Below are 20,244 nucleotides of genomic sequence, written 5' to 3'. Positions count from 1 at the left end.
CTTATGTGATCCCTGTCGCAGGCGCAGCCCTGCGGCAGACCCTCTTTATTTGTTGATAGCCCACGGATATTCCCTATGAGCACAGCAACCCCGGATACCGATCAGGAAACCGCGGACAAACTCAAGAGCCTCGAGCTGGCTCAGCGTCCTGCCGAATCCAGCGTCGGCCGTTTCGTTTACTGGATCGGCGTACTGTTTTCGCTGACCCATATCTATTTCAATACCCTGGGTACCTGGTCCGAGCTTTACGTTTCGGCCATCCATTTCGGCGGCTTTGCGCTGATCTGTGCGCTGATGGTGCCCGGCCTCAAAAGTCAGACGCGTGCCGGTCAGCGGACCGTGCTGCTGCTCGACATCCTGGTGGGCCTGGCGGCAATCGCCTGTGCGCTCTACCTGATCGGTTTTGAGGATGCCCTCTATGATCGCGGCGTCGAGTTTGTCACGACCGACTGGGTATTTTCGCTGCTGGCGATCGCTATCGCCCTGGAAATGGCACGGCGCACCACCGGCTGGTTTATTCCCAGCCTGATCGTGGTGGCGCTGACCTATGTATTCTGGTGGGGGCCCTATATCGGCGGCATGTTCGGCTTTGCCGGCCTGAGTCTTGAAACCCTGCTGTACCGCTCCTATTTCGGCTCCGATGGCATGTTCGGCTCCATAGCCCGCATTTCATGGACCTTTGTCTTCATGTTCATCCTGTTCGGTGCCTTTCTGGTACGCTCCGGCGCCGGTGATTTCATTATCGAGCTGTCCCGCTGTGCCGCCGGCCGTTTTGTCGGTGGCCCGGGCTTCGTGGCGGTGCTGGGTTCCGGCCTGATGGGGTCAGTCTCGGGTTCCTCCGTGGCCAACACGGTTTCCACCGGGGTGATCACCATCCCGCTGATGCGCCGGGCAGGCTTTCCGGCACGCTTTGCCGCTGGTGTCGAGGCCGCAGCCTCCACCGGTGGACAGCTGATGCCGCCGGTCATGGGCGCGGGTGCCTTTATCATGGCGTCCTATACCCAGATTCCCTATGTCGAGATCGTCGGCATGGCGGCGCTGCCGGCACTGCTGTACTTCATGTCGGTGGGTTTCTATGTGCGGGTCGAGGCCATGCGCAGCCATGCCCACTCCGTTGAGCTGGATACCCGCCCGCTGAAAGACGTGCTGAAGGAAGGCTGGCACTTCCTGCTGCCGCTCGCGGTACTGGTGGGGCTGCTGATCTACGGCTTCACGCCGACCTATGCCGCCGGCATCTCGATTATTTCCGTGGTGGTCGCCTCCTGGTTGTCGAAGAACCCGATGGGGCCCAAGGCGGTGTTTGATGCCCTGGCTCAGGGGGCGCGTAACATGGCGACCACCGCCATGCTGCTGGTCGCCGTGGGCCTGGTGGTTAACGTGGTGGCCATGACCGGTATCGGCAATACCTTCTCGCTGATGATTGCCGACTGGGCCGGTGGCAGCCTGCTGATCACCATCCTGCTGGTGGGCCTGGCCTCCCTGGTGCTGGGCATGGGGCTGCCGGTCACCGCAGCCTATATCGTGCTGGCAACGCTGTCGGCGCCGGCGCTGTACAACCTGATCGCCGAGATCAAGCTGATCGAACTGATGGTCAGCGGTGGCCTGCCGGAAGCGGCGCGCATGATCTTCATGCTGGTGGACCCGGAGAAGGTGGCGCTGCTGGCGTCCCCCATGTCCGAGGTCGATGCCAGGGCGCTGCTGGAGCTGGTACCGCCGGATTTCATGGGGCAGTTGATGACCCAGGCGGTGGACCCGGTGGTGCTCTCGATGGCACTGCTGTCGGCGCACATGATCATCTTCTGGCTGTCGCAGGATTCCAACGTCACGCCGCCGGTGTGCCTCACGGCCTTTGCAGCGGCGGCCATTGCCAAGACGCCGCCGATGGCGACCGGCTTCACGGCCTGGAAGATTGCCAAGGGTCTGTATGTAGTGCCGCTGCTGTTTGGCTACACCAACCTGATCGGGGGCTCGGCGGAAGAAGTGCTGCGGGTGTTCGTGTTTGCACTCTTTGGTCTCTATGCCTTCGTGGGCTTTATGGAAGGCTACCTGGAAAGCAGGCTGAACCTGCCGTTGCGCCTGGTGTGCGGTGCCGCCGGTGTTGCCATGCTCTGGCCCCATGAGCTGTGGTCGGTGGATCTGGCGGGCCTGGCGGTATTTGTCGCGCTCTTTATTTACAGCCGCCGTGGTATCGCCGCGAGCGCTGTAGCCAGCTAAGACGCACAGCTGAACGATCAAGGCCGGGTTCCCAGTAACCCGGCCTTTCTGTACAAGGATGTACGTCACTGAAACACCGCTCCTGCGTTTTCAGTATTTCCGCCCTCCCTGGCGGTCATCCTGCGGGCACAGGGATGTGCAGGAGCAGGGTTTGTACAGGGGGCACCTCGATAAACCGTAACGAGCAGGCTTAGAGGCAAGGCGCACGGCGCGCAGGAGCCGCAATGTATAGGGCATACATGAGGATTCCGAGCACCGCGCAACGCAGCATATGAGTCGCGCAGTAGGTTTTTCGAGGTGTCCTAGGATGTATGTCACTGAAATACCGCCCTTGCGTTTTCAGTATTTCCGCCCTCCCTGGCGGTCATCCTGCGGGCACAGGGATGTGCAGGAGCAGGGGTTTGTACAGGGGGCACCTCGATAAACCGTAACGAGCAGGCTTAGAGGCAAGGCGCACGGCGCGCAGGAGCCGCAATGTATAGGGCATACATGAGGATTCCTACCGGGCTGGCGCACCAGCACCGCGCAACGCAGCATATGAGTCGCGCAGTAGGTTTTTCGAGGTGTCCTAGGATGTACGTCACTGAAATACCGCCCTTGCGTTTTCAGTATTTCCGCCCTCCCTGGCGGTCATCCTGCGGGCACAGGGATGTGCAGGAGCAGGGTTTATGTTCAGGATGAACGGTACGCCGTGGGTGCATGGATGCACACAACTACAGGGATGTAGGAGGTAGAGCAACGCAGGATGCCTAAGCCGAGGAACGGCGCAGCTCAGATTACGCAAAGATATCCTTAAGATCCTGTCGGCACAGGGATGTGTTGGAGCAGGGTTTGACACAATCGCAGCAGGACTTTTTACCCAGACGCAGGGCAATGCATGAACAATAACTATGACTTTATCGTGATCGGCGGCGGTATCCTCGGCATGTCTACCGCCTGGCAATTACAGCAAGCCTACCCCGGCCAATCCGTGCTGGTGATCGAAAAGGAACGCGGACCTGCCCAGCATCAGACCGGGCACAACTCCGGCGTGATCCACGCTGGCGTCTATTACAAGCCCGGCAGCCTCAAGGCCCGGTTTTGTCGAGAGGGTAATGCCGCCACCCGGGCGTTCTGTGATGAATACGGCATCAAGTACGACAACTGCGGCAAGCTGCTGGTCGCCACCAACGAGGCCGAGTACCGGCGCATGCAGGCGCTGGTGTCCCGCTGCGAGGAAAACGGTATTGAGGTCGAGGTGCTGTCCGAGACGCAGCTTAAAAAGCGCGAACCCAATATCAGAGGCGTGGGCGCGATTTTTGTGCCGTCCACCGGTATTGTGAGTTTCACTGAGATTACCGTGCAGATGGGCAAGCTGGTGCAAGCGGCCGGCGGTACCCTGAAATTCGCCACCGAGGTGACCGCCATCGATGAGCGTGCCGACGGTGTGGAGGTGAACACCTCGGGCGGCACTTTCAGGGGGCGTTACCTGGTCGCCTGCGCAGGACTCATGGCGGACCGCGTGGTGCGTCTGCTGGGGCTGGAACCGAGCTTCAGGATACTGCCGTTTCGCGGCGAGTACTTTTTGCTGCCCCCTGAGCACAACCGTATCGTCAACCACCTGATCTACCCGATCCCGGACCCGGATCTGCCGTTTCTCGGCGTGCACCTGACCCGCATGATCGATGGCACCGTGACGGTGGGTCCCAATGCGGTGCTGGCGTTCAAGCGCGAGGGCTACCGCAAGACCGATATCAGCCTGCGGGATTCGCTGGAGATGCTGTGTTATTCGGGACTGCGCCGGGTGCTGCTGAAAAACTTTAGGGCCAGCCTCGCGGAATTTCGCAACTCGCTCAGCAAGCGCGGTTATCTCAGGCTGGTACAGAAGTACTGCCCGCAACTGCGTGTAGAGGATCTGACCCCGTACCCGGCGGGCATTCGTGCCCAGGCCGTGACCCCCGATGGCGCCCTGGTGGATGACTTCCTGTTCGTCAGCACCCGGCGGGCACTGGTGGTATGCAATGCACCCTCACCGGCGGCCACCTCGGCCATTCCCATTGGCGCCCACATCGTCACACAGCTAAAAGGTCTGGTAGAGAAGGTTTAAGCCTTAAGCCTTAAGCCTTAAGCCTTAAGCCTTAAGGCTGCGGTTTGATGCGGTATCTGTATACCGTCAACGCCCCAGATGGCCGTGAATTGCGTCTATGCTTTGCTGATCATTCGATCGCAGGGGACGGGCCATGGGTGACAAAGACGCAGGTAATCTGATCGGACGATGGCGCCGGCGCTATATCAGTGGGCCTGTGCTGCGGCGCATCCGTGCGTTGCTGCCACCCATATCGGATACCGAGCGCGAGGCGCTGGAAGCCGGCGGGCTCTGGTGGGACGCGCAACTGTTGTCCGGCAAGCCCGACTGGTCAGAGTTACTGTCCGCCGGTACGCCGCGCTTGAGCGAGGAGGAGCAGGCTTTCCTGGATGGGCCGGTGCAACAGCTCTGCGCCCTGATCGATGACTGGGATATCAGCGTGGAACAGCGTGCGGTGCCCGAAGCCATCTGGGCTTTTCTGCGCGAGCAGCGCTTTTTCGGCATGATCATCCCCAAAAAGTACGGCGGGCTCGGCTTTTCGGCCTCGGCCCATTCTGCCGTGGTGATGCGTATCTCCACCCGCAGTACCGCCGTGGCGGTCACCGTCATGGTGCCCAACTCTTTAGGGCCCGGCGAGCTACTGCTGCACCACGGCACCGAGGCGCAACAGCAGTACTACCTGCCGCGCCTTGCCGATGGTCGCGAGATACCCTGTTTTGCCCTCACCAGCCCCGAGGCGGGCTCCGATGCCGCTGCCATGACCGATAGCGGCGTGGTCTGCTACGGCGATCACAACGGCGAGCAGGTGCTCGGCATGCGGGTCAACTGGGGCAAGCGCTATATCACCCTGGGGCCGGTGGCGACCCTGATGGGGCTGGCTTTCAAACTGTACGATCCCGATCATCTGCTGGGCGAGGTCGAATCCCTGGGCATTACCGTGGCGCTGGTGCCCACCGACACCCCGGGTGTCCATATTGGCGAGCGGCATTATCCAGCGCTGCAGGCGTTTCTCAATGGTCCCAACGAGGGGAGGGACGTGTTCATGCCCATGGATTGGGTGCTGGGTGGCCAGGCCTGTGTCGGCCAGGGCTGGAAGATGCTGATGAGTGCGCTGGCCACCGGGCGCAGCATATCCCTGCCTTCACTGAGTGTTGGGGCCGGCAAGCTGGCGGCACGCACCACCGGTGCCTATGCCCGGGTGCGATACCAGTTCGGTGTGCCGGTGGGCCACTTCGAAGGTGTGCAGGAAGCCCTGGGGCGCATGGCCAGCAGCCTGTACCTGATTGATGCAGCGCGCCTGGCCACCACCCAGGCGCTGGACCAGGGCAGGGTGCCGGCGGTGGTGTCCGCCATTCTCAAGGTGCAGGCCACCGCACGCATGCGCGAGATCGTCAACGATGCCATGGATATCCACGGCGGCAAGGCCGTGTGTGACGGGCCGCTGAACTACCTGGGCAATGTCTACCGCGCCATTCCGGTGGCGATCACGGTGGAGGGCGCCAATATCCTCACCCGCAGCCTCATCGTGTTTGGCCAGGGGGCGGTGCGCTGTCATCCCTACCTGCTGGATGAAATGCAGGCGGCAACGGAGCCCGATGAGGCGGCGGCGGTGGCGGCATTTGACCCGCTGCTGCTGCGCCACGCTGGGTTTGCCGCCAAAACGCTGCTGCGAAGCCTCTTTCACGGGGCGACCCTGGGGTATCTTGCCTCGGCACCGCTGGATGGCGCCGAACTGTCGCTGCACTACCGCAGGCTCAGCCGCTTTTCGGCGGCCCTGACCTGGATGACTGAAGTGTCCCTGCTGTCTTTGGGCGGCGATCTCAAGCGCCGGGAAATGCTGTCCGGCCGGCTCGGCGATGTGCTGGGTGAGCTGTTTCTGCTCAGTTGTGCCCTCAAGCGCTTCGAGGATGACGGTCGCCCCAGGGACGATCGCGTGCTGCTCGATACCTGCATGCAGCGCGGCCTGGTGCGTATCGAGCAGTCTTTGCACGAAGTAATCGATAATTTCCCGTCCCGGCCGCTCTCCTGGTTGCTGCGCCTGACCGTGTTCCCGGTCGGGCGCTGGGCATCGGGCCCATCCGATGCCCTGATCTCGGCCTGTGCCGAGCGCCTGCTGACACCGGGGCCGGTGCGCGATCGCCTTACCCAGGGCGTCTTTGCCGGCAATCCGGGGGAGGGCGTGGACCTTGTGGAGCAGGCCTTCGAGCAGGTGGTGGCAACGGAACCCCTGCGGGCACGGCTGCGCCGCGTCGATGTCGATTCCATCGAGGACGCCCTGCAACAGGCGTTGATTACCCCGGACGAAGCCACAGCGCTGCAACAGGCCGATGAGGCGATTGCCCGGGCGGTTGAGGTCGACCGGTTTTCCGAGCTGTGAATTTCGTCGCGCCAGCCCTTGGCTGATCTAAAAAAGCGCCCTGTCGCTGTGCCTTATGTCTCTGTGCATTCTGTCTCTGTGGACTGATACGTGCACAGGGGCGCTGCATGTTTATAAATGTAAACAGCCCGTTGATTTCTGATTTACAACTTCGAACATTCATCCCGTATGGCATTTACAACCGCTTGTTAGCCTGTCTTTCAGTCCTGCGAGATGCAGGGCGCTGTGGGAGAGGGGGCACGCTGCTGTCGCCCTGGCTCCTGGCCTTACACTGAGAGGAAAGGTGAATGACCGATAACAATAAACCTCGACCAGGCCTTGTGCTTGCGTTGTTACCCATCGTTCTCACGCTGCTGGTGCTGGGCGTGCAGCTGTTTTACTTCGGCGATTTTACGCCCCACATCCCCCTGGCCATCGGGCTGGCGATCACGGCATCCATCGGCTGGATGCAGGGCTATCGCTGGCAGGAAATGGAAGAGGGCATTCTGCACGTGGTGCGGGTGGGGTTGCCGTCTATCGCCATTCTGATGACCGTTGGCATGATCGTGGGTGTCTGGATCGCCAGTGGCACCGTGCCGCTGCTGATTTACTACGGCCTGCAGGCACTGACGCCGGAGATCTTCCTGGCCGCCGGCATGCTGCTCTGTGCGGTGGTGTCGGTGTCCCTGGGTACGTCCTGGGGGACCACTGGAACCGTGGGGCTTGCGCTGATGGGGATTGGTGCCGGTTTTGAAATTCCGATGTACTGGACCGCAGGCGCGGTGGTATCCGGCGCCTTCTTCGGCGACAAGGTGTCGCCGCTGTCCGATACCACCAATCTGGCGCCGGCCGTGACCGGGGTTAACCTGTTCGATCATATCCGCAACATGCTGCCCACCACGGTGCCGGCGATGCTGATCGCCTTCGTGATCTACCTGGTGGTGGGCTTTAACGTGATCGCCAGCGAGACGGTGGATTTCAGCAAGATCGAGCTGATTACCACCACCCTGGCGCAGAACTTTGAGCTGTCCTGGGTGCTGTTGATCCCGGCCATTCTGGTCATTGGCCTGGCCGTACTGAAGATGCCGGCCCTGCCGTCACTGTTTGCTGGAGCGCTGGTGGGGGCCGCGCTCGCGATGGTGATGCAGGGGCAGAGTCTGCATGATGTCTTCAGCTTTATGCAAAGCGGCTACAAGCTCGAAACCGGGGTCAGCGAGATCGACAGTCTGCTGAACCGCGGCGGTATCCAGTCCATGACCTGGGTCATTACCCTGGTGATGATTGCGCTGGGCTTTGGCGGTGCGCTGGAGAAAACCCGCTGTCTGGAAGTCATCATTACCAACATTTTGCGTCGAACCCGGCGCTTTGGCAGCCTGCAGGCGGCGGCAACCGGCACGGCGGTGGCGACCAACCTGGTGGCGGGCGACCCCTACCTGTCCATCGCGCTGCCGGGGCGGATGTTTGCGCCGGCGTACCGGGGCAAGGGCTATTCGACTCTGAACCTGTCCCGGGCGGTGGAAGAAGGCGGCACCCTGGTGTCTCCGCTGGTGCCCTGGAATGCCGGTGGTGCTTTCGTGATCACGGCGCTGGGCTTGGGTATCAGTGATGGCCAGATCGAAAACCTGCTCTATATCCCGCTGGCGTTTGCCTGCTGGCTGTCGCCCTTGCTGGGCATCGCTTACGGCTACCTGGGCTGGTTTACGCCCAGGGCCACGAACGCCGAGCGCCAGCGCTGGAGTGATGCGTCCGAAATTATCCTGCACGACGCTGATGGAGAGGGGCGTTTGGCGCCGGCCCCAGCGTCAACGGCACAGCGAGAAACACCGGCCAGGGCTTGATGTGTTGAAAGCCTGAAAGGTGCTACGCAAAGCGGGCCCGGTTAATTACCGGCCCGCTTTTTGCGGTTCATCGCGCGTTCCCCCGGCAAAGCGCGGTGAAGCTTTCCTAAGGGGCTATGCCAGAGCACGAAGGCCCAGGACACTCTGTCACCGGATATGAGCGACCAGCTCAAGAATGCCTTCGATAATTTGGTACTTCGGTGCTGACTGAACGGGAGTCGGCGCTGATTCGCCTGTTGCTGCGCGGCCACTCGAACCAGTCGGCGGTGGATAAAATGGGGATTTCCATCACGACCGTAAAAATGCACCGACAACACTGCAAAGGTGAACTGGACATAACGTCACAGGCCGAGAAGTTTTCGCTGTTTTATCAGTTCCTTGAGCACTATGCAGGCGGATTCTTCTCAACACCCGCTGGCCACCCTTTTACAGCGTTCTTCACCGCCAACGGAAGGCTGGAATCATTGCCGGCCAGTTCTTGAGCCTGTACGACAGTAACGCGGGGCTCAATCCGAATTCCCCGGATGCACCAGCGCGCCCAGGCCGGCATCGGCGAGGGCCTGCAGCAGCATGGCCCTTATGCTGGTAGCCTGCTCATGGTTCAGTGCCAGGCTCAGCAGTTCCTTGCCCTTCTGGCGACTGAACGAGCGAATCACCCACTTGATGCGAGGCAGGTCCCCCGCACTCAGGCTCAGGCTCTCGACACCGAGCCCCAGCAGCAACAGCGCCACGGCGGGATCCCCCGCCGCCTCGCCACAGACACAGACCGGCTTGCCATGCAGTCTGGCAGCATCTGTGACCTGAATCAGCGCCCGGATGACCGCCGGGTGCAGGGCATCGAACCAGCGCGCCACACGCTCGTTGTTGCGATCCACCGCGAGCAGGTACTGGGTCAGATCGTTGGTGCCGACACAGAGGAACTCCACCCGGCGGGCCAGTTCCTCGGCCTGGTAGACCGCCGCCGGCACCTCGATCATGACGCCCAGCGGGGGCAGTACTATATTTTCCTGCATATCCTGCAACTCATGGCAGGCGCGGTTGATCAGCACGATGGCCTCGTCCAGATCCTCCACCCGGCTGATCATGGGCAGCAGCAGGCGCAGGTTGCCAAGCCCGGCGTTGGCCTTGAGCATGGCGCGAATCTGGGTCAGGAAAATGTCAGGGTTATCCAGCGAGATGCGAATGCCACGCCAGCCCAGGTAGGGGTTGGCTTCCTGTACCGGGAAGTAGGTCAGTGCCTTGTCGCCGCCGATATCCAGGGTACGCAGGGTTACGGGGCGGGGGTGAAATGCCTCCAGAACCTGGCGGTAGAGCAGGTACTGTTCATCTTCAGTGGGAAAGCTGTCGCGCACCATAAAGGGAAACTCGGTGCGGTAGAGCCCGATACCCTCTGAGCCGCGGGCCAGGGAGTGGCTCAGGTCCGACAGCAGGCCGGCGTTGGTATAGAGGGGCAGGCGGATGCCATCCGGTGTTTCGGCGGGCAGGTCGCGCAGGTTCTGCAAATCCTGTGTCAGCTTCAGTTCCTGGCGCTGCACGCGCCTGAAATCCTTTTGCAGGGACTCGCCGGGGTCCAGGTAGATGCGGCCCTGGTAGCCATCCACGATCAGGTTGCGGCCATCAAGGTCGCTGAGCGCTACATCGGCGGCGATGCCCATCACGGCCGGCACCTCCATTGAGCGGGCCAGGATCGCCAGGTGGGACAGGCTGGAGCCGTGCCCGGAGATAACGCCGGCCAGGCGCTCGGCCGGCACGGCAGTGAGATCCACCGGGCTCAGGTTGTCGCCGACAAGTATGGTGTGCAGCGGGTAATCGGTTTCGGCGGGGGTGTCGCCTGGCAGCAGCCGGGCCAGCAGGCGCCGGCCGATGTCGCGGATATCGTGGGCACGTTCGCGCAGGTAAGGGTCATCCATGCTTTCGAACAGCTGTACGTGCTCCAGAATGCTGTCGCGCAGCGCCCCGGGGGCCCAGTTGCCGTTGCGAATGCGGCTGACCGTGGCCTCGAACAGTTCGTGGCTGCGGGCAATCAGCGCATAGGCGCGGAACAGGGCCCGGTCTTCGGCGCTCAAGCCCGGTTCAAGCCGCTCGGCCAGCAGCTCGAAGTCCGCCGCCACAGCATCCACAGCCGCCTGCAGCGCGGCGATCTCGGCCTCGCTGTCCTCCAGGATCCGGTCCGGTACCTGGTCCAGGTCCAGCGGTGAAAACACCAGCACGCCGGTACCCATGGCAATCCCCGGTGCCCCGGCACCGCCTTCGTACTGGCTCGGGCGCTCGGGCGGGGCCGTATCGCGGGTTGCCGCCTGGCTGAGAGACAGGGCAAGGGTGCCGGCCAGCTGCGTGGCCAGGGTCGAGAGAAACACCTGTTCGGACTTTTTGAAACGGCTCTGTGCCACCTGCTGTGCGACCAGTACGCCCAGCAGTTCCTGACGATGGATAATGGGCACCCCGAGAAAACCGTGGTAGGCCTCTTCGCCAGAATTCCTGATGTGACAGTAGCGTGGGTGGGCCGGTGCGTTGCTTACATTCACCGGTGCCCGGCGCTGTGCCACCCAGCCGACCAGGCCTGCGCTCTGTTTGAGGTGCAGTTTCCCCACGCTTTGCGGATTCAGGCCTTCGCTGGCCATGAGCACGTAGTGGCTGTGGGCCTGGTCGCTCAGATACACCGAGCAGGCATCGGTGTGCAGGGTGCTGCGGACGCCGGTGACGATGCTCTGCAGGGCCGATTCCAGCGAGCTGGCCTGGCTCGTTTGCTCGATAATCTGGTGCAGGGCATTCAGTTTTTTCAGGGACGTGACGGTCTTGCGTGCATTGTCCTCTGGAGTCTGGGCACCGGGGCCGGCATCGCCGGATTTTTTTGGACCAGTGTTGTGCGGCATGATTGCTCCTTCTGGAGAATCCGGGGCCTGTTGCAGCGGCGGTTCGTGCACTCAGGTTTCCGATTGCCTTCACTATAGGCGCTGTGGCCATCGGCAGGCACGCCTTACAGCAGTGGCAACTGATCCCCGGCCCGGGGCGGTACACAAAACAGGTCCGTACGCAGGGGAGACCTGCGATCTGCCCGCAGGCCGAACTTGTTCGTTGCCAGGCGAAAGCGCTGGGCGATCATTTCGGCGAACAGGCCTTCACCGCGCATGCGGCTGCCAAAGCGGCAGTCGTAGGCGGCGCCGTTTCTGCTTTGTGCGATCAGGCTCATGACATGCCCGGCGCGCTCGGGATAGTGGCAGTCGAGCCACTCCCGGAACAGGCCTTCGACCTCCCGCGGCAGGCGAATAAAGACAAAGCCCGCAGAACGGGCGCCAGCGGCGGCACTGGCCTCGAGCATGGCCTCCAGTTCGCGGTCATTGATCATCGGAATCAGTGGGGCCAGCAGTACCCCCACCGGCACACCGGCGTCGCTCAGCTGGCGAATGGCATCCAGGCGAGTCCGGGGCCCGGCGGCACGGGGTTCCAGCGTGCGCTTAAGCTGTGGGTCCAGGGTGGTCATGCTAATCATGACGGAGCAGAGTTGCTGTTCGGCCATGGCGCCAAGGATATCCAGATCGCGGCTGATCAGAGCACCCTTGGTAATGATTGAGAACGGGTGGCGAAAGCGCGCCAGTACTTCAAGCAACTCGCGGGTGATGCGCCTTTGCTGCTCGATGGGCTGGTAGGGGTCGGTGTTGGCCCCCAGGGTAATGGGCCGGCAGCGGTAGTTTTTCGCCCGCAATTCGCGCTCCAGCTGTTCTGCCGCGCCTTGCTTGACGATGATGTGCGTTTCAAAGTCGATCCCGGGGGAAAGATCCCAGTAAGCATGGTTCGGCCTTGCAAAACAATAGATACAGCCGTGCTCGCAACCGCGATAGGGGTTGATCGACTGCTCGAAGGGCACATCGGGAGACTGGTTGCGGCTGATAATCGATTTGGGACGCTCGTCGATCTGCACCGTGGCGATGCGGGCGGGCATGTCGCCATCTTCCACAGGGTCGATATCACTGCGGGTCGGCGCGAATCGGTTGGCGGGGTTGGACAGGGCACCGCGCCCCTGCAGCGGTTTGGTCATGACGGCATGCTCTGATAATAAATACTGGTTAAATATACAGTATTGTGGCGATTGTGCGAGTATTCGTCACCAGGGATGCACAGGCCTCCAGCGTTTATATGAAAAATCCGTGGGAGGCCCGCCCACTGTTCTGAATCTGTCTACGCTTTGGTAAGCCCAACTTTCACAGGAGTACAGACCATGAGCGTAAAGGCGATACCCGAGGGCTTCCACACGGCAACACCCTACCTGGCGATCAAGGGCGCCAGCGATGCGATCGAGTTTTACAAAAAGGCGTTTGGTGCCACCGAGCGCTTTCGACTGGATATGCCGGACGGCGGTGTCGGCCACGCGGAAATCCTTATCGGCGACAGTCCCATCATGCTGTCGGACGAGTGTGGCGAATCCCACTTCCACAGCCCGGCGACCCTGGGCGGATCCTCCTTTGGCGTTCACCTGTATGTGGAAGATGTGGATGCGCGCTTTGCCCAGGCCATTGCGGCCGGTGCCACCGAACTGAGCCCGGTGAAGGACCAGTTCTACGGGGACCGGCTGGGTAGCCTGAAAGACCCCTACGGCCATGTGTGGTTTCTGTCGACGCACATCGAAGACCTGAGTGAGGCGCAAATTGCCGAGCGAGCAAAAGCGATGTTCGAGCGCGAAGGCTGAGAGGCACCGTGGCGGCAGACAAATAACGGGAGGTCATCATGAATGGCGCGAAGTGTTGTACGTATGCCTGGCTGCGGGGGCTGGTATTGGCTGGTGCTGCGCTGGCGATAGCGGGACAGCTGGTTGCTGTACCGGCGTCGGCGGATACGCGGGTCTATCAACCGCCGCAAGGCTCAAGGCCCCACGATGTGGCACCGGCACCGGATGGCAAGGTCTGGTATACCGGCCAGCGCCGGGGTGTGCTCGGTGTGCTGGAGCCCGAGTCGGGCGAGGTGCTTGAGGTCGCGCTGGGGCCGGGATCGGCCCCCCATGGCGTGATCCAGGGGCCCGACGGCGCGGCCTGGATCACCGACGGTGGCCAGAACGCCATCGTGCGCTATGACCCTGCGACCGGCGCCGTGAGGCTTTTCCCGCTACCGGCGAATCGGCCGCGGACCAACCTCAACACCGCGGCTTTTGATGTTGATGGCATGCTCTGGTTTACCGGACAGAACGGTATCTATGGTCGGCTGGATCCCGCCAGCGGTGCCATGCAGGTATATGATGCCCCCCGGGGGCGCGGCCCCTACGGCATTGCGGCCACACCCGGTGGTGCGGTCTATTACGCCTCGCTGGCCGGCAGTCATATCGCCCGCATTGATCGCAGCAATGCCGAGGCACGGGTAATCGAACCGCCACGCAAGGGGCAGGGCGCGCGCCGGGTCTGGTCCGACACTGTTGGCCAGATCTGGGTCAGTGAATGGAACTCGGGCTACCTTAGCCGGTTTAATCCCAATGACAGCAGCTGGGCGGGCTGGAAACTGCCAGGCGACAGGCCCCAGGCCTACGCCGTTTACGTGGATGACCGGGATATTGTCTGGGTCAGTGATTTTGCCGCCAACGCGGTGCTGAGCTTCGATCCGCAAAGCGAACGCTTTACCGCTTATCCTGGCAGTGCCCCCGGTGCCAATGTCCGCCAGATTCTCGGTCGCCCGGGCGAAGTCTGGCTGCCGGAGTCCGGCCTCGACCGGCTGGTGCGCATTAGGCCCTGAGAATCATTGTTATTCGGCGGTTTACAGTAGACACTGCGGCCTTTGGGAAACGGTTTTGGAGCTTGGAGTCATGGAAGCAGAGGCGACGCAGACATCCGCCAGCCTTGCGCGGCAGGCGTTGCATCGGGCGCTGCAACAAAAGCAGTGGCAGGCCGGTGAGAAGCTGCCGCCGGAACGGGCGCTGTGTGAGACCCTGGGGGTCAAGCGCATGTCGTTACGCCAGGCATTGCTGGCGCTGGAGAGTGAGGGGGCGATCTTTCGCATCGACCGCAAGGGCTGGTTTGTAGCCCAGCCCCGCTTTGTCTATGACCCCCTTGGCCATGTCAGTTTTCAGCGGGCGGCCCGTGAACAGGGTACCGCCAGCTGGCAGGACCTGGAACAGGAAACGGTCGCGGCAAACGCCCGCCAGGCTGCCGATTTCGGCATCGATACAGGGGCGCCGCTGCTGCGGGTGTTTGGCTGGGGAGCCTTTAATGGCCACCGCATTTTTGTTCACGATGTGCTGATCAACTGCCAGCGGGCCCCCGGTTACCCTGACAAGCTGGCAGGGCGTTCCTTTACCGAGGTGTGGGAGCAGGAGTTCGATATCCGGCCGACGCTGGCCGATCTGCTGATTAGGCCCGTTCGCCTGGAGGGCAGGGCGCAACAGCTGCTCGGTTGCACCACGGGCGCACCTGGGCTCTATATCAAGCGCACCAAGAGTGACGGTGAGGGGCGCATTATCCAGATCGACCGCGAGTTCTGGCGCTTCGAGGCGCTGGAGCTGCATTTCTCCATCAAGGATACCGACCGCTGAAGTCGGTGTAATCCCGGGTTTCAGGCGGGCGTCAGGCTTGCATGAAGCGTTTCACATACTCCTGGCGTACGGCGAGCCAGTACGGTGGGTCGACCTGCCACCACCAGAGGTTGTCCAGTGCCTCCCGGGTGTAGGTCGCGTTGTAGGCCTCCCGGACGTCGGGGAGCAGGTAGGCTTCTGTGCCGGCAACACAGGAATTGTAACCTGACTGGTTTGCCATCATCGCCCCGACCTCGGGTGTCAGCAGATGGTTGATAAAGGCATAGGCCTGCTCCAGGTTGCCGGCACCCGCCGAAATTCCCACCGGGTCGAGCCAGGCGAGGCCGCCTTCTCTGGGCATGCGATAGCGGTAGCGCCCTTTGCTCTGCCTGAACAGGGTCAGGCCCGGACCGTCCCAGGTCTGACCGATAGCACAACCTTCCTGCGCAAAGGCGGACAGTATTTCCGGCGTGCTGTGCCAGTAGCTGCGGATGTTCTGTTTGTGGTTGATGGCAAAGGCCGTCGCCCGGTCCAGAATCTGTCGATATTTCTCCTCGCTGCGATAGGCATCAGCCATGCGATCCGAGGGCAGTTCGCCGTTGTAATCCAGCGCCAGCCCCAGGGCGATCAGGGCCGAGCTGGGCCTCAGGGTGACGGGGCCTGGATTTTCCGGCTGCCAGAGATCCAGGTAGGACAGCTCGCCGTCGGGGTCGTCGTGCCTTGCACTGTCCAAGGTGATGGCTTCCGTTCCCCAGGCAAAGGGCAGCAGGTAGCGCTTGCCGCCATGGGTCGCGCCCAGTTCAAGGGAGGACGCCAGCATTGTCGGGGCGATATTGCCCAGTGCAAGCCGGTTTTCCGCCAGGGGTTGCAGCAGGTCCAGGGAGTAGTAATGACCGGCGCTGGTAACCGACGGAAAGATCAGATCGAAGCCCTTGCCCCGTTCCGCAGTTAGCCTGCCCAGGGCGTCGTTGTTGTCCCCATAGGTGGAGAGCCGGACCCTGATGCCGGTTTTCGCTTCGAACGATCTGATCATGTCGGGCCAGATATAGTCGGGCCAGCTCAGTATGTTCAGCTCCCCGGACGATGCCCGTGCCTGCGGGCTGATAATGGCCGGTGCTAATCCGCCGATGCAGGAAATGACCGATGTCGTTGCCATCCCTTTTAGAACGCTGCGCCGAGACAGCCGCTGCCGCGGGCCCGCGACATCGTCCGGGCCTTGTGTACTGTTGAGCACGATCTGTTTTGAGACGGCAGTTTTTTTCTCGATCGTCATGTTGATGACCTTGTTGTGGATTGCAGGATCCGGTGGCGCGCGTCAGGACTCGAAAATCCGGTACAGGTGACTGAGCTTTTGGTGCAGATCCTGGTTGAAATACTTGTTGGCCGCACGGTCGGGCCTGTGTCGCCAGGCCGGGGTCAGGGCCGCGAGGGCCTGTGCCAGCTGCCAGCGGTACTCAAAGCGGTGTCCGGCAAGGGCATTGAGTGCCTGCCACTGGGCCTGCGAGAACCACTGGCGGTCGAGATTGCCGATCTTGTGCGCGTTGAGAAAGAAATCACCCAGGTAGCTGGCGTGAAGCAGCGCTTGCTGCGCTGCATTGTCAAGCACCAGGTGGCGCTGGGCGCTGGTGATCAGGGTGCGGGCGGAGGGGTACTCGATAGCGCTCAATGGCTGCAGCGCCGCGGCATCGAAGCCCTGCTCCTGCAGTCGTTCCATAACCGCAGTAGAGATCAGGTAGCGTTGCGGCCTGGCAACACTGAGGTGCAGCAGGTTTTGCAGCACGAAGAGGCAGAGCGTGCAGATCAGCGCGGCCACCGCCGGGGTTGCCACCCAGCCACAGCCGATGCGTCCGACCAGGCGCCAGTTGACGGAGTGCCCGCCCTTTAGCAGGCCGATGCCGATCACTGCACCGACAATGGCCTGGGTGCTGCTGACGGGGACCAGTGGAATGGACGGCAATCCCCAGTCGATCAGCTGCCGTTCCAGTGTCTGGGAGGCGAACAGGAACAGGACCAGGGAATGGGCCACGACAACGATCCAGGCGGAGACCGGCGACACCTGCAGCAGCTTGCAGCCGACCGTCAGCATGACACGTTTGGAATAGGTATAGACACCGACGGCAATGGCCAGGCTGCCGAGCAGAAACAGCTGCTGGGTCGAGCTGACGCGCACACCGGACATGTCCAGATCCTGAAACGGCGATACCGCGATAAACACGCCCATGACATTGGCAATGTTGTTGGCCCCCAGGGTATAGGCGCCGAAGGCCCCGGTCACGATGAGCGCCAGGCGCGTCCAGCTGTCCTGGGTCAGCAAATGGGGTTGAAACCGCTGCAGCCCGAACTCGACCGCCCTGGAGAGCAGCACGGCGAAGAGGCCGGCCAGCAGCGGGCACAGCACCCAGGTGGCCAGAATTGTCAGCAGCGTATCGGTGTCGGTAAGCGCACCGGTAAAGAAGTTCCAGCCGACGATAGCACCGACGATGGCCTGGGTGGTCGACGCCGTGAGGCCGATGCGCACCAGCATGAAGACCGACAGCGCGGCGGCCAGCGCGGTGGCGAAAGCGCCCGCGATCTGGTTGATGCCGCCCAGGGAGCCGAGCGTGCGGGCGGCTCCGGCGCCGTCGATCACGGCACCGAGCACCACGAATACCGAGCAGACCAGTGCGGCGGTGGAGAAACGCAGCATGCGCGACCCCACCGCGGTGCCGAAGATATTGGCAGCATCGTTGGCGCCCAGGGACCAGCCGAGAAACAGGCCGCTGGAGATAAAGAAAATAAAGCTCAGGTCCATGGTACGAAACCCTAGATGCGACGTTTAATGGCATAGATCGAGAGGCGGTCACTGATGTCTTCAGCGGTATTGGCCAGCTCGTCTATTCGCTCCACGAAATAGCGCAGGTGGACCTTGTGGGCGATATCCAGGTCGGAGTTGAAAATCCGCCGCAGCAGGGCGGTGCTGAGCTTGTCGGCTTCGGTCTCAAGCAGCTGAACCTTGCAGTTGTGATCCCGTACGGCCTGGATGTCGCGAAAGAAGGCCCGGGCAGCGGTGACCAGCAGTTCGACGCATTCGCATACGGTGTGCAGCAGGCGGTTCAGTTCCGGCAGGGTGGCCGCCGGGAACTGCGGGCGCTCGATATGAAACTTGAACAGGCCGGCTTCGAACAGGTTGATCAGCACATCGACATCTTCGAGCAATGACATCACGTCGGCACGCAGGTCCGGGATCAGGGTGTGGACATAGAGCTCGGTTTCGATGGCACGGCGCAGCTGATCGCTTTCGCTCTCCAGCGCTTCCACCCGGGCCATCTTGTCTTCGAACTCGGCGCAGATACCCTGATCAATGTAGAGTTGCATGGCCTGGCGGAACAGCAGGCCCGCCACGACGACCCTGTCGAAGAAGTCGTCGATATTGCGCTCGACCTTGCTGGTACGGCTGAAAAGGCTCGGCAGTTTGAAGTTCATGATTGTTTCCTGGTTGTCTCCCGGGGTCCCGGGCCGGCGTCATCCGGCGGCCCGGGACCGTCACCGGGCCGCGGCTGCACAAAGCCGGCACTGCAAGGAGGGTGTGATACAGACCCTGTCAGGCTGACGTGCCCTGCAGCACGGCCAGGGCCCGGGCGTGCAGTGCTGCCGTGGCGGATGCCAGCAGGCTGCCGTCCCAGCCCGGGCCGCCCACCGGCTGCCCGTGCCAGTCACTGATGCAGCCGCCCGCCTCCTCGATCACGGTAACCATGGCCATGACGTCGTAGATCTTCAGGCTGGCCTCCACCAGCAGGTCGATATGGCCACTGGCCAGCAGGCCGGCCAGGTAACAGTCGCCGCCAAAGCGCCGCAGCTTCACCTGCTGTGCCAGCCGCTCGAACCGCGCCAGTTGAGGTTTATCGAAGGGGTCGGGTTCGGTGCAGTAGAGGATGGCATCCCGCAGCTCGGTGACCGCCGAGGTATGGCAACTCTGGCCGTTGTAGCGGGTGCCATGGCCCCGGCGCGCCACCCAGCGTTCATCGGAAATCGGGATATCGATCATGCCGAGTATCGGCACCTCGGCCTGCTGCAGGCTGATCAGGGTGCCGAAAGTCGGCATGCCGGAAATGAAGCTCTTGGTGCCATCGATGGGATCGATAACCCAGGTAAAGTCGCCCCCCTGCTGCAGCTGTTCATGCTCCTCGCCGATGATGTTGTGGCTCGGGAAGTGCGTGTGCAGCATCGCCCGCAGTGCGCTTTCGGTTTCCTGGTCGGCAATGGTCACCGGGCTGGTGTCCGCCTTGTCCTGGACCTGGATACGGGTGCGGAAGTAGGGTTGCAGTATGCTTCGGGCACGGTCGGCCATCTTGTGGGCCAGTTCATGGGGCTGCATTGCGGTCATGGGTCGGTTCTCTCTTGATTCTTCAATTTGTTAACGGCGGCAAGGGTGGCTTAGCGGCTGGTGGGGTCCAGCCTGTCCCGCACCCAGTCGCCGAGCAGGGCGAAGGCCAGGGTGGTGAAAAAGATCACCAGGGCGGGCAGGGTAGCGAGCCACCAGGCGGTCAGCAGGTAGTCCCGACCGAAGCCGACCATATTGCCAAGGCTGGTCATGGGCGGCTGAATGCCCAGACCCAGGAAGCTCAGCGAGGTTTCCAGCATGATGGTCTGCGGGAAGTTAAGCGTCATGTTGACGATCAGTGCATTGGCGATATTGGGCAGAATATGGCGACCGTAGATACGCCAGGGTGAAGCCCCCAGGGTGCGCACCGCAACGGCGTAACCGCGCTGGATCGATGACAGTGCCAGGCCACGGGTGATGCGGGCATAGCGCTCCCAGCCGAAGATTCCCATCAGCAGGATGAACAGCATCAGGCTGTTGCTGAAAAAGGCAACCACCGCCAGTGCCAGGATCATGAAAGGGATCGATGCCTGGTAGTCGATGGCGATCATGACCAGGTCATCCACCCAACCGCGGAAATGGGCTGCCAGCAGACCGACCAGGGTACCGAACAGGGCGCCGATCAGGGTGCCGATCAGTGCGACCAGCAGGCTGACCTGGACGGAAATCACCAGCCGGCTCAGCACATCACGCCCCAGGTGGTCGGTGCCCAGCAGGTGGCTCCAGCTGCCCTCTGCGAGCCAGACCGGCGGCTGCAGCCGGGCGCGCAGGTCGATCGCCTGGTAGTCGTAGGGGAGCCAGAGGTCGCCGGTGACCGAGACCAGTACCATCAGGGCCAGCCAGGCGATGGAAAGCCAGATCAGCAGTGGCAGGCGCATGCGGCGGCGGGTCTGTAGCGGCGTTGCTGTCAGTGTTGTCATC

At 62.2% G+C, this 20,244-nt stretch carries 15 protein-coding genes; 8 read left to right on the top strand and 7 right to left on the bottom strand.

Translation table 11 applies throughout. The features are described 5' to 3' along the window. The first annotated feature begins 75 nt into the window (after nucleotides 1–75). From KDW95_RS05895 to KDW95_RS05875, 5 genes are all read left to right on the top strand, one after another. A complete protein-coding gene (locus KDW95_RS05895) occupies nucleotides 76–2,214 on the top strand; it encodes a TRAP transporter permease (protein ID WP_255855357.1) in 2,139 nt (712 codons plus the stop codon). An 877-nt stretch (nucleotides 2,215–3,091) separates the two neighbouring features. Further along, nucleotides 3,092–4,300: an L-2-hydroxyglutarate oxidase gene (gene lhgO, locus KDW95_RS05890; protein ID WP_255855356.1), complete on the top strand. Its 1,209-nt coding sequence runs from the start codon at nucleotides 3,092–3,094 to the stop codon at nucleotides 4,298–4,300. A gap of 133 nt (nucleotides 4,301–4,433) precedes the next feature. After that, a complete protein-coding gene (locus KDW95_RS05885; RefSeq protein WP_255855355.1) occupies nucleotides 4,434–6,656 on the top strand; it encodes an acyl-CoA dehydrogenase in 2,223 nt (740 codons plus the stop codon). A gap of 287 nt (nucleotides 6,657–6,943) precedes the next feature. Further along, nucleotides 6,944–8,473: a Na+/H+ antiporter NhaC gene (gene nhaC, locus KDW95_RS05880; protein ID WP_255855354.1), complete on the top strand. Its 1,530-nt coding sequence runs from the start codon at nucleotides 6,944–6,946 to the stop codon at nucleotides 8,471–8,473. A 200-nt stretch (nucleotides 8,474–8,673) separates the two neighbouring features. Further along, entirely contained in the window at nucleotides 8,674–8,955 is a 282-nt protein-coding gene (locus tag KDW95_RS05875) for a response regulator transcription factor (protein WP_255855353.1), read from the top strand. 24 nt (nucleotides 8,956–8,979) lie between these two features. On the opposite strand, the gene ptsP is transcribed toward KDW95_RS05875, so the two are convergent. Both ptsP and KDW95_RS05865 read right to left on the bottom strand, forming a co-directional pair. Then, nucleotides 8,980–11,346: a phosphoenolpyruvate--protein phosphotransferase gene (gene ptsP, locus KDW95_RS05870; protein ID WP_255855352.1), complete on the bottom strand. Its 2,367-nt coding sequence runs from the start codon at nucleotides 11,344–11,346 to the stop codon at nucleotides 8,980–8,982. 104 nt (nucleotides 11,347–11,450) lie between these two features. Next, complete coding sequence (locus tag KDW95_RS05865; RefSeq protein WP_255855351.1) at nucleotides 11,451–12,509, bottom strand: PA0069 family radical SAM protein; 1,059 nt, start codon at nucleotides 12,507–12,509, stop codon at nucleotides 11,451–11,453. Nucleotides 12,510–12,689: 180 nt separating this feature from the next. Here KDW95_RS05865 and KDW95_RS05860 point away from each other — a divergent pair, with 180 nt between their 5' ends. The 3 genes from KDW95_RS05860 to KDW95_RS05850 all read left to right on the top strand — a co-directional run bounded on the left by KDW95_RS05860 (nucleotide 12,690) and on the right by KDW95_RS05850 (nucleotide 14,984). Next, on the top strand, nucleotides 12,690–13,157 hold the full coding sequence (locus KDW95_RS05860; RefSeq protein ID WP_255855350.1) for a VOC family protein: 468 nt from the start codon (nucleotides 12,690–12,692) through the stop codon (nucleotides 13,155–13,157). Between the two features lie 38 nt (nucleotides 13,158–13,195). After that, nucleotides 13,196–14,188, top strand: coding sequence for a Vgb family protein (locus tag KDW95_RS05855; protein WP_255855349.1), 993 nt, complete (start codon nucleotides 13,196–13,198; stop codon nucleotides 14,186–14,188). Nucleotides 14,189–14,258: 70 nt separating this feature from the next. Then, on the top strand, nucleotides 14,259–14,984 hold the full coding sequence (locus KDW95_RS05850; RefSeq protein ID WP_255855348.1) for a GntR family transcriptional regulator: 726 nt from the start codon (nucleotides 14,259–14,261) through the stop codon (nucleotides 14,982–14,984). Between the two features lie 31 nt (nucleotides 14,985–15,015). On the opposite strand, the gene KDW95_RS05845 is transcribed toward KDW95_RS05850, so the two are convergent. From KDW95_RS05845 to KDW95_RS05825, 5 genes are all read right to left on the bottom strand, one after another. Next, on the bottom strand, nucleotides 15,016–16,236 hold the full coding sequence (locus KDW95_RS05845; protein ID WP_255855347.1) for an extracellular solute-binding protein: 1,221 nt from the start codon (nucleotides 16,234–16,236) through the stop codon (nucleotides 15,016–15,018). Between the two features lie 42 nt (nucleotides 16,237–16,278). Then, entirely contained in the window at nucleotides 16,279–17,754 is a 1,476-nt protein-coding gene (locus KDW95_RS05840; RefSeq protein WP_255855346.1) for an inorganic phosphate transporter, read from the bottom strand. A gap of 11 nt (nucleotides 17,755–17,765) precedes the next feature. Next, nucleotides 17,766–18,425, bottom strand: a complete 660-nt coding sequence (locus KDW95_RS05835) for a DUF47 domain-containing protein (RefSeq protein ID WP_255855345.1) — start codon at nucleotides 18,423–18,425, stop codon at nucleotides 17,766–17,768. A 118-nt stretch (nucleotides 18,426–18,543) separates the two neighbouring features. After that, entirely contained in the window at nucleotides 18,544–19,326 is a 783-nt protein-coding gene (gene hisN / locus KDW95_RS05830; protein ID WP_255855344.1) for a histidinol-phosphatase, read from the bottom strand. Nucleotides 19,327–19,376: 50 nt separating this feature from the next. Beyond that, entirely contained in the window at nucleotides 19,377–20,243 is an 867-nt protein-coding gene (locus tag KDW95_RS05825; RefSeq protein ID WP_255855343.1) for an ABC transporter permease, read from the bottom strand. Nucleotide 20,244 lies beyond the last annotated feature (1 nt).

The organism is Marinobacterium rhizophilum, assembly GCF_024397915.1.
Lineage (GTDB): Bacteria > Pseudomonadota > Gammaproteobacteria > Pseudomonadales > Balneatricaceae > Marinobacterium_A > Marinobacterium_A rhizophilum_A.
Note: the sequence above shows the minus strand (reverse complement) of the source record. Positions and strands in the feature narration are given on the sequence as shown.

Bases quoted from the DNA above. Each gene is read 5' to 3' on its own strand.
- KDW95_RS05895 (WP_255855357.1), top strand. From the start codon at position 76: ATGAGCACAGCAACCCCGGATACCGATCAGGAAACCGCGGACAAACTC.
- lhgO (WP_255855356.1), top strand. From the start codon at position 3,092: ATGAACAATAACTATGACTTTATCGTGATCGGCGGCGGTATCCTCGGC.
- KDW95_RS05885 (WP_255855355.1), top strand. From the start codon at position 4,434: ATGGGTGACAAAGACGCAGGTAATCTGATCGGACGATGGCGCCGGCGC.
- nhaC (WP_255855354.1), top strand. From the start codon at position 6,944: ATGACCGATAACAATAAACCTCGACCAGGCCTTGTGCTTGCGTTGTTA.
- ptsP (WP_255855352.1), bottom strand. From the start codon at position 11,346: ATGCCGCACAACACTGGTCCAAAAAAATCCGGCGATGCCGGCCCCGGT.
- KDW95_RS05865 (WP_255855351.1), bottom strand. From the start codon at position 12,509: ATGACCAAACCGCTGCAGGGGCGCGGTGCCCTGTCCAACCCCGCCAAC.
- KDW95_RS05860 (WP_255855350.1), top strand. From the start codon at position 12,690: ATGAGCGTAAAGGCGATACCCGAGGGCTTCCACACGGCAACACCCTAC.
- KDW95_RS05855 (WP_255855349.1), top strand. From the start codon at position 13,196: ATGAATGGCGCGAAGTGTTGTACGTATGCCTGGCTGCGGGGGCTGGTA.
- KDW95_RS05850 (WP_255855348.1), top strand. From the start codon at position 14,259: ATGGAAGCAGAGGCGACGCAGACATCCGCCAGCCTTGCGCGGCAGGCG.
- KDW95_RS05845 (WP_255855347.1), bottom strand. From the start codon at position 16,236: ATGACGATCGAGAAAAAAACTGCCGTCTCAAAACAGATCGTGCTCAAC.
- KDW95_RS05840 (WP_255855346.1), bottom strand. From the start codon at position 17,754: ATGGACCTGAGCTTTATTTTCTTTATCTCCAGCGGCCTGTTTCTCGGC.
- KDW95_RS05835 (WP_255855345.1), bottom strand. From the start codon at position 18,425: ATGAACTTCAAACTGCCGAGCCTTTTCAGCCGTACCAGCAAGGTCGAG.
- hisN (WP_255855344.1), bottom strand. From the start codon at position 19,326: ATGACCGCAATGCAGCCCCATGAACTGGCCCACAAGATGGCCGACCGT.
- KDW95_RS05825 (WP_255855343.1), bottom strand. From the start codon at position 20,243: ATGACAACACTGACAGCAACGCCGCTACAGACCCGCCGCCGCATGCGC.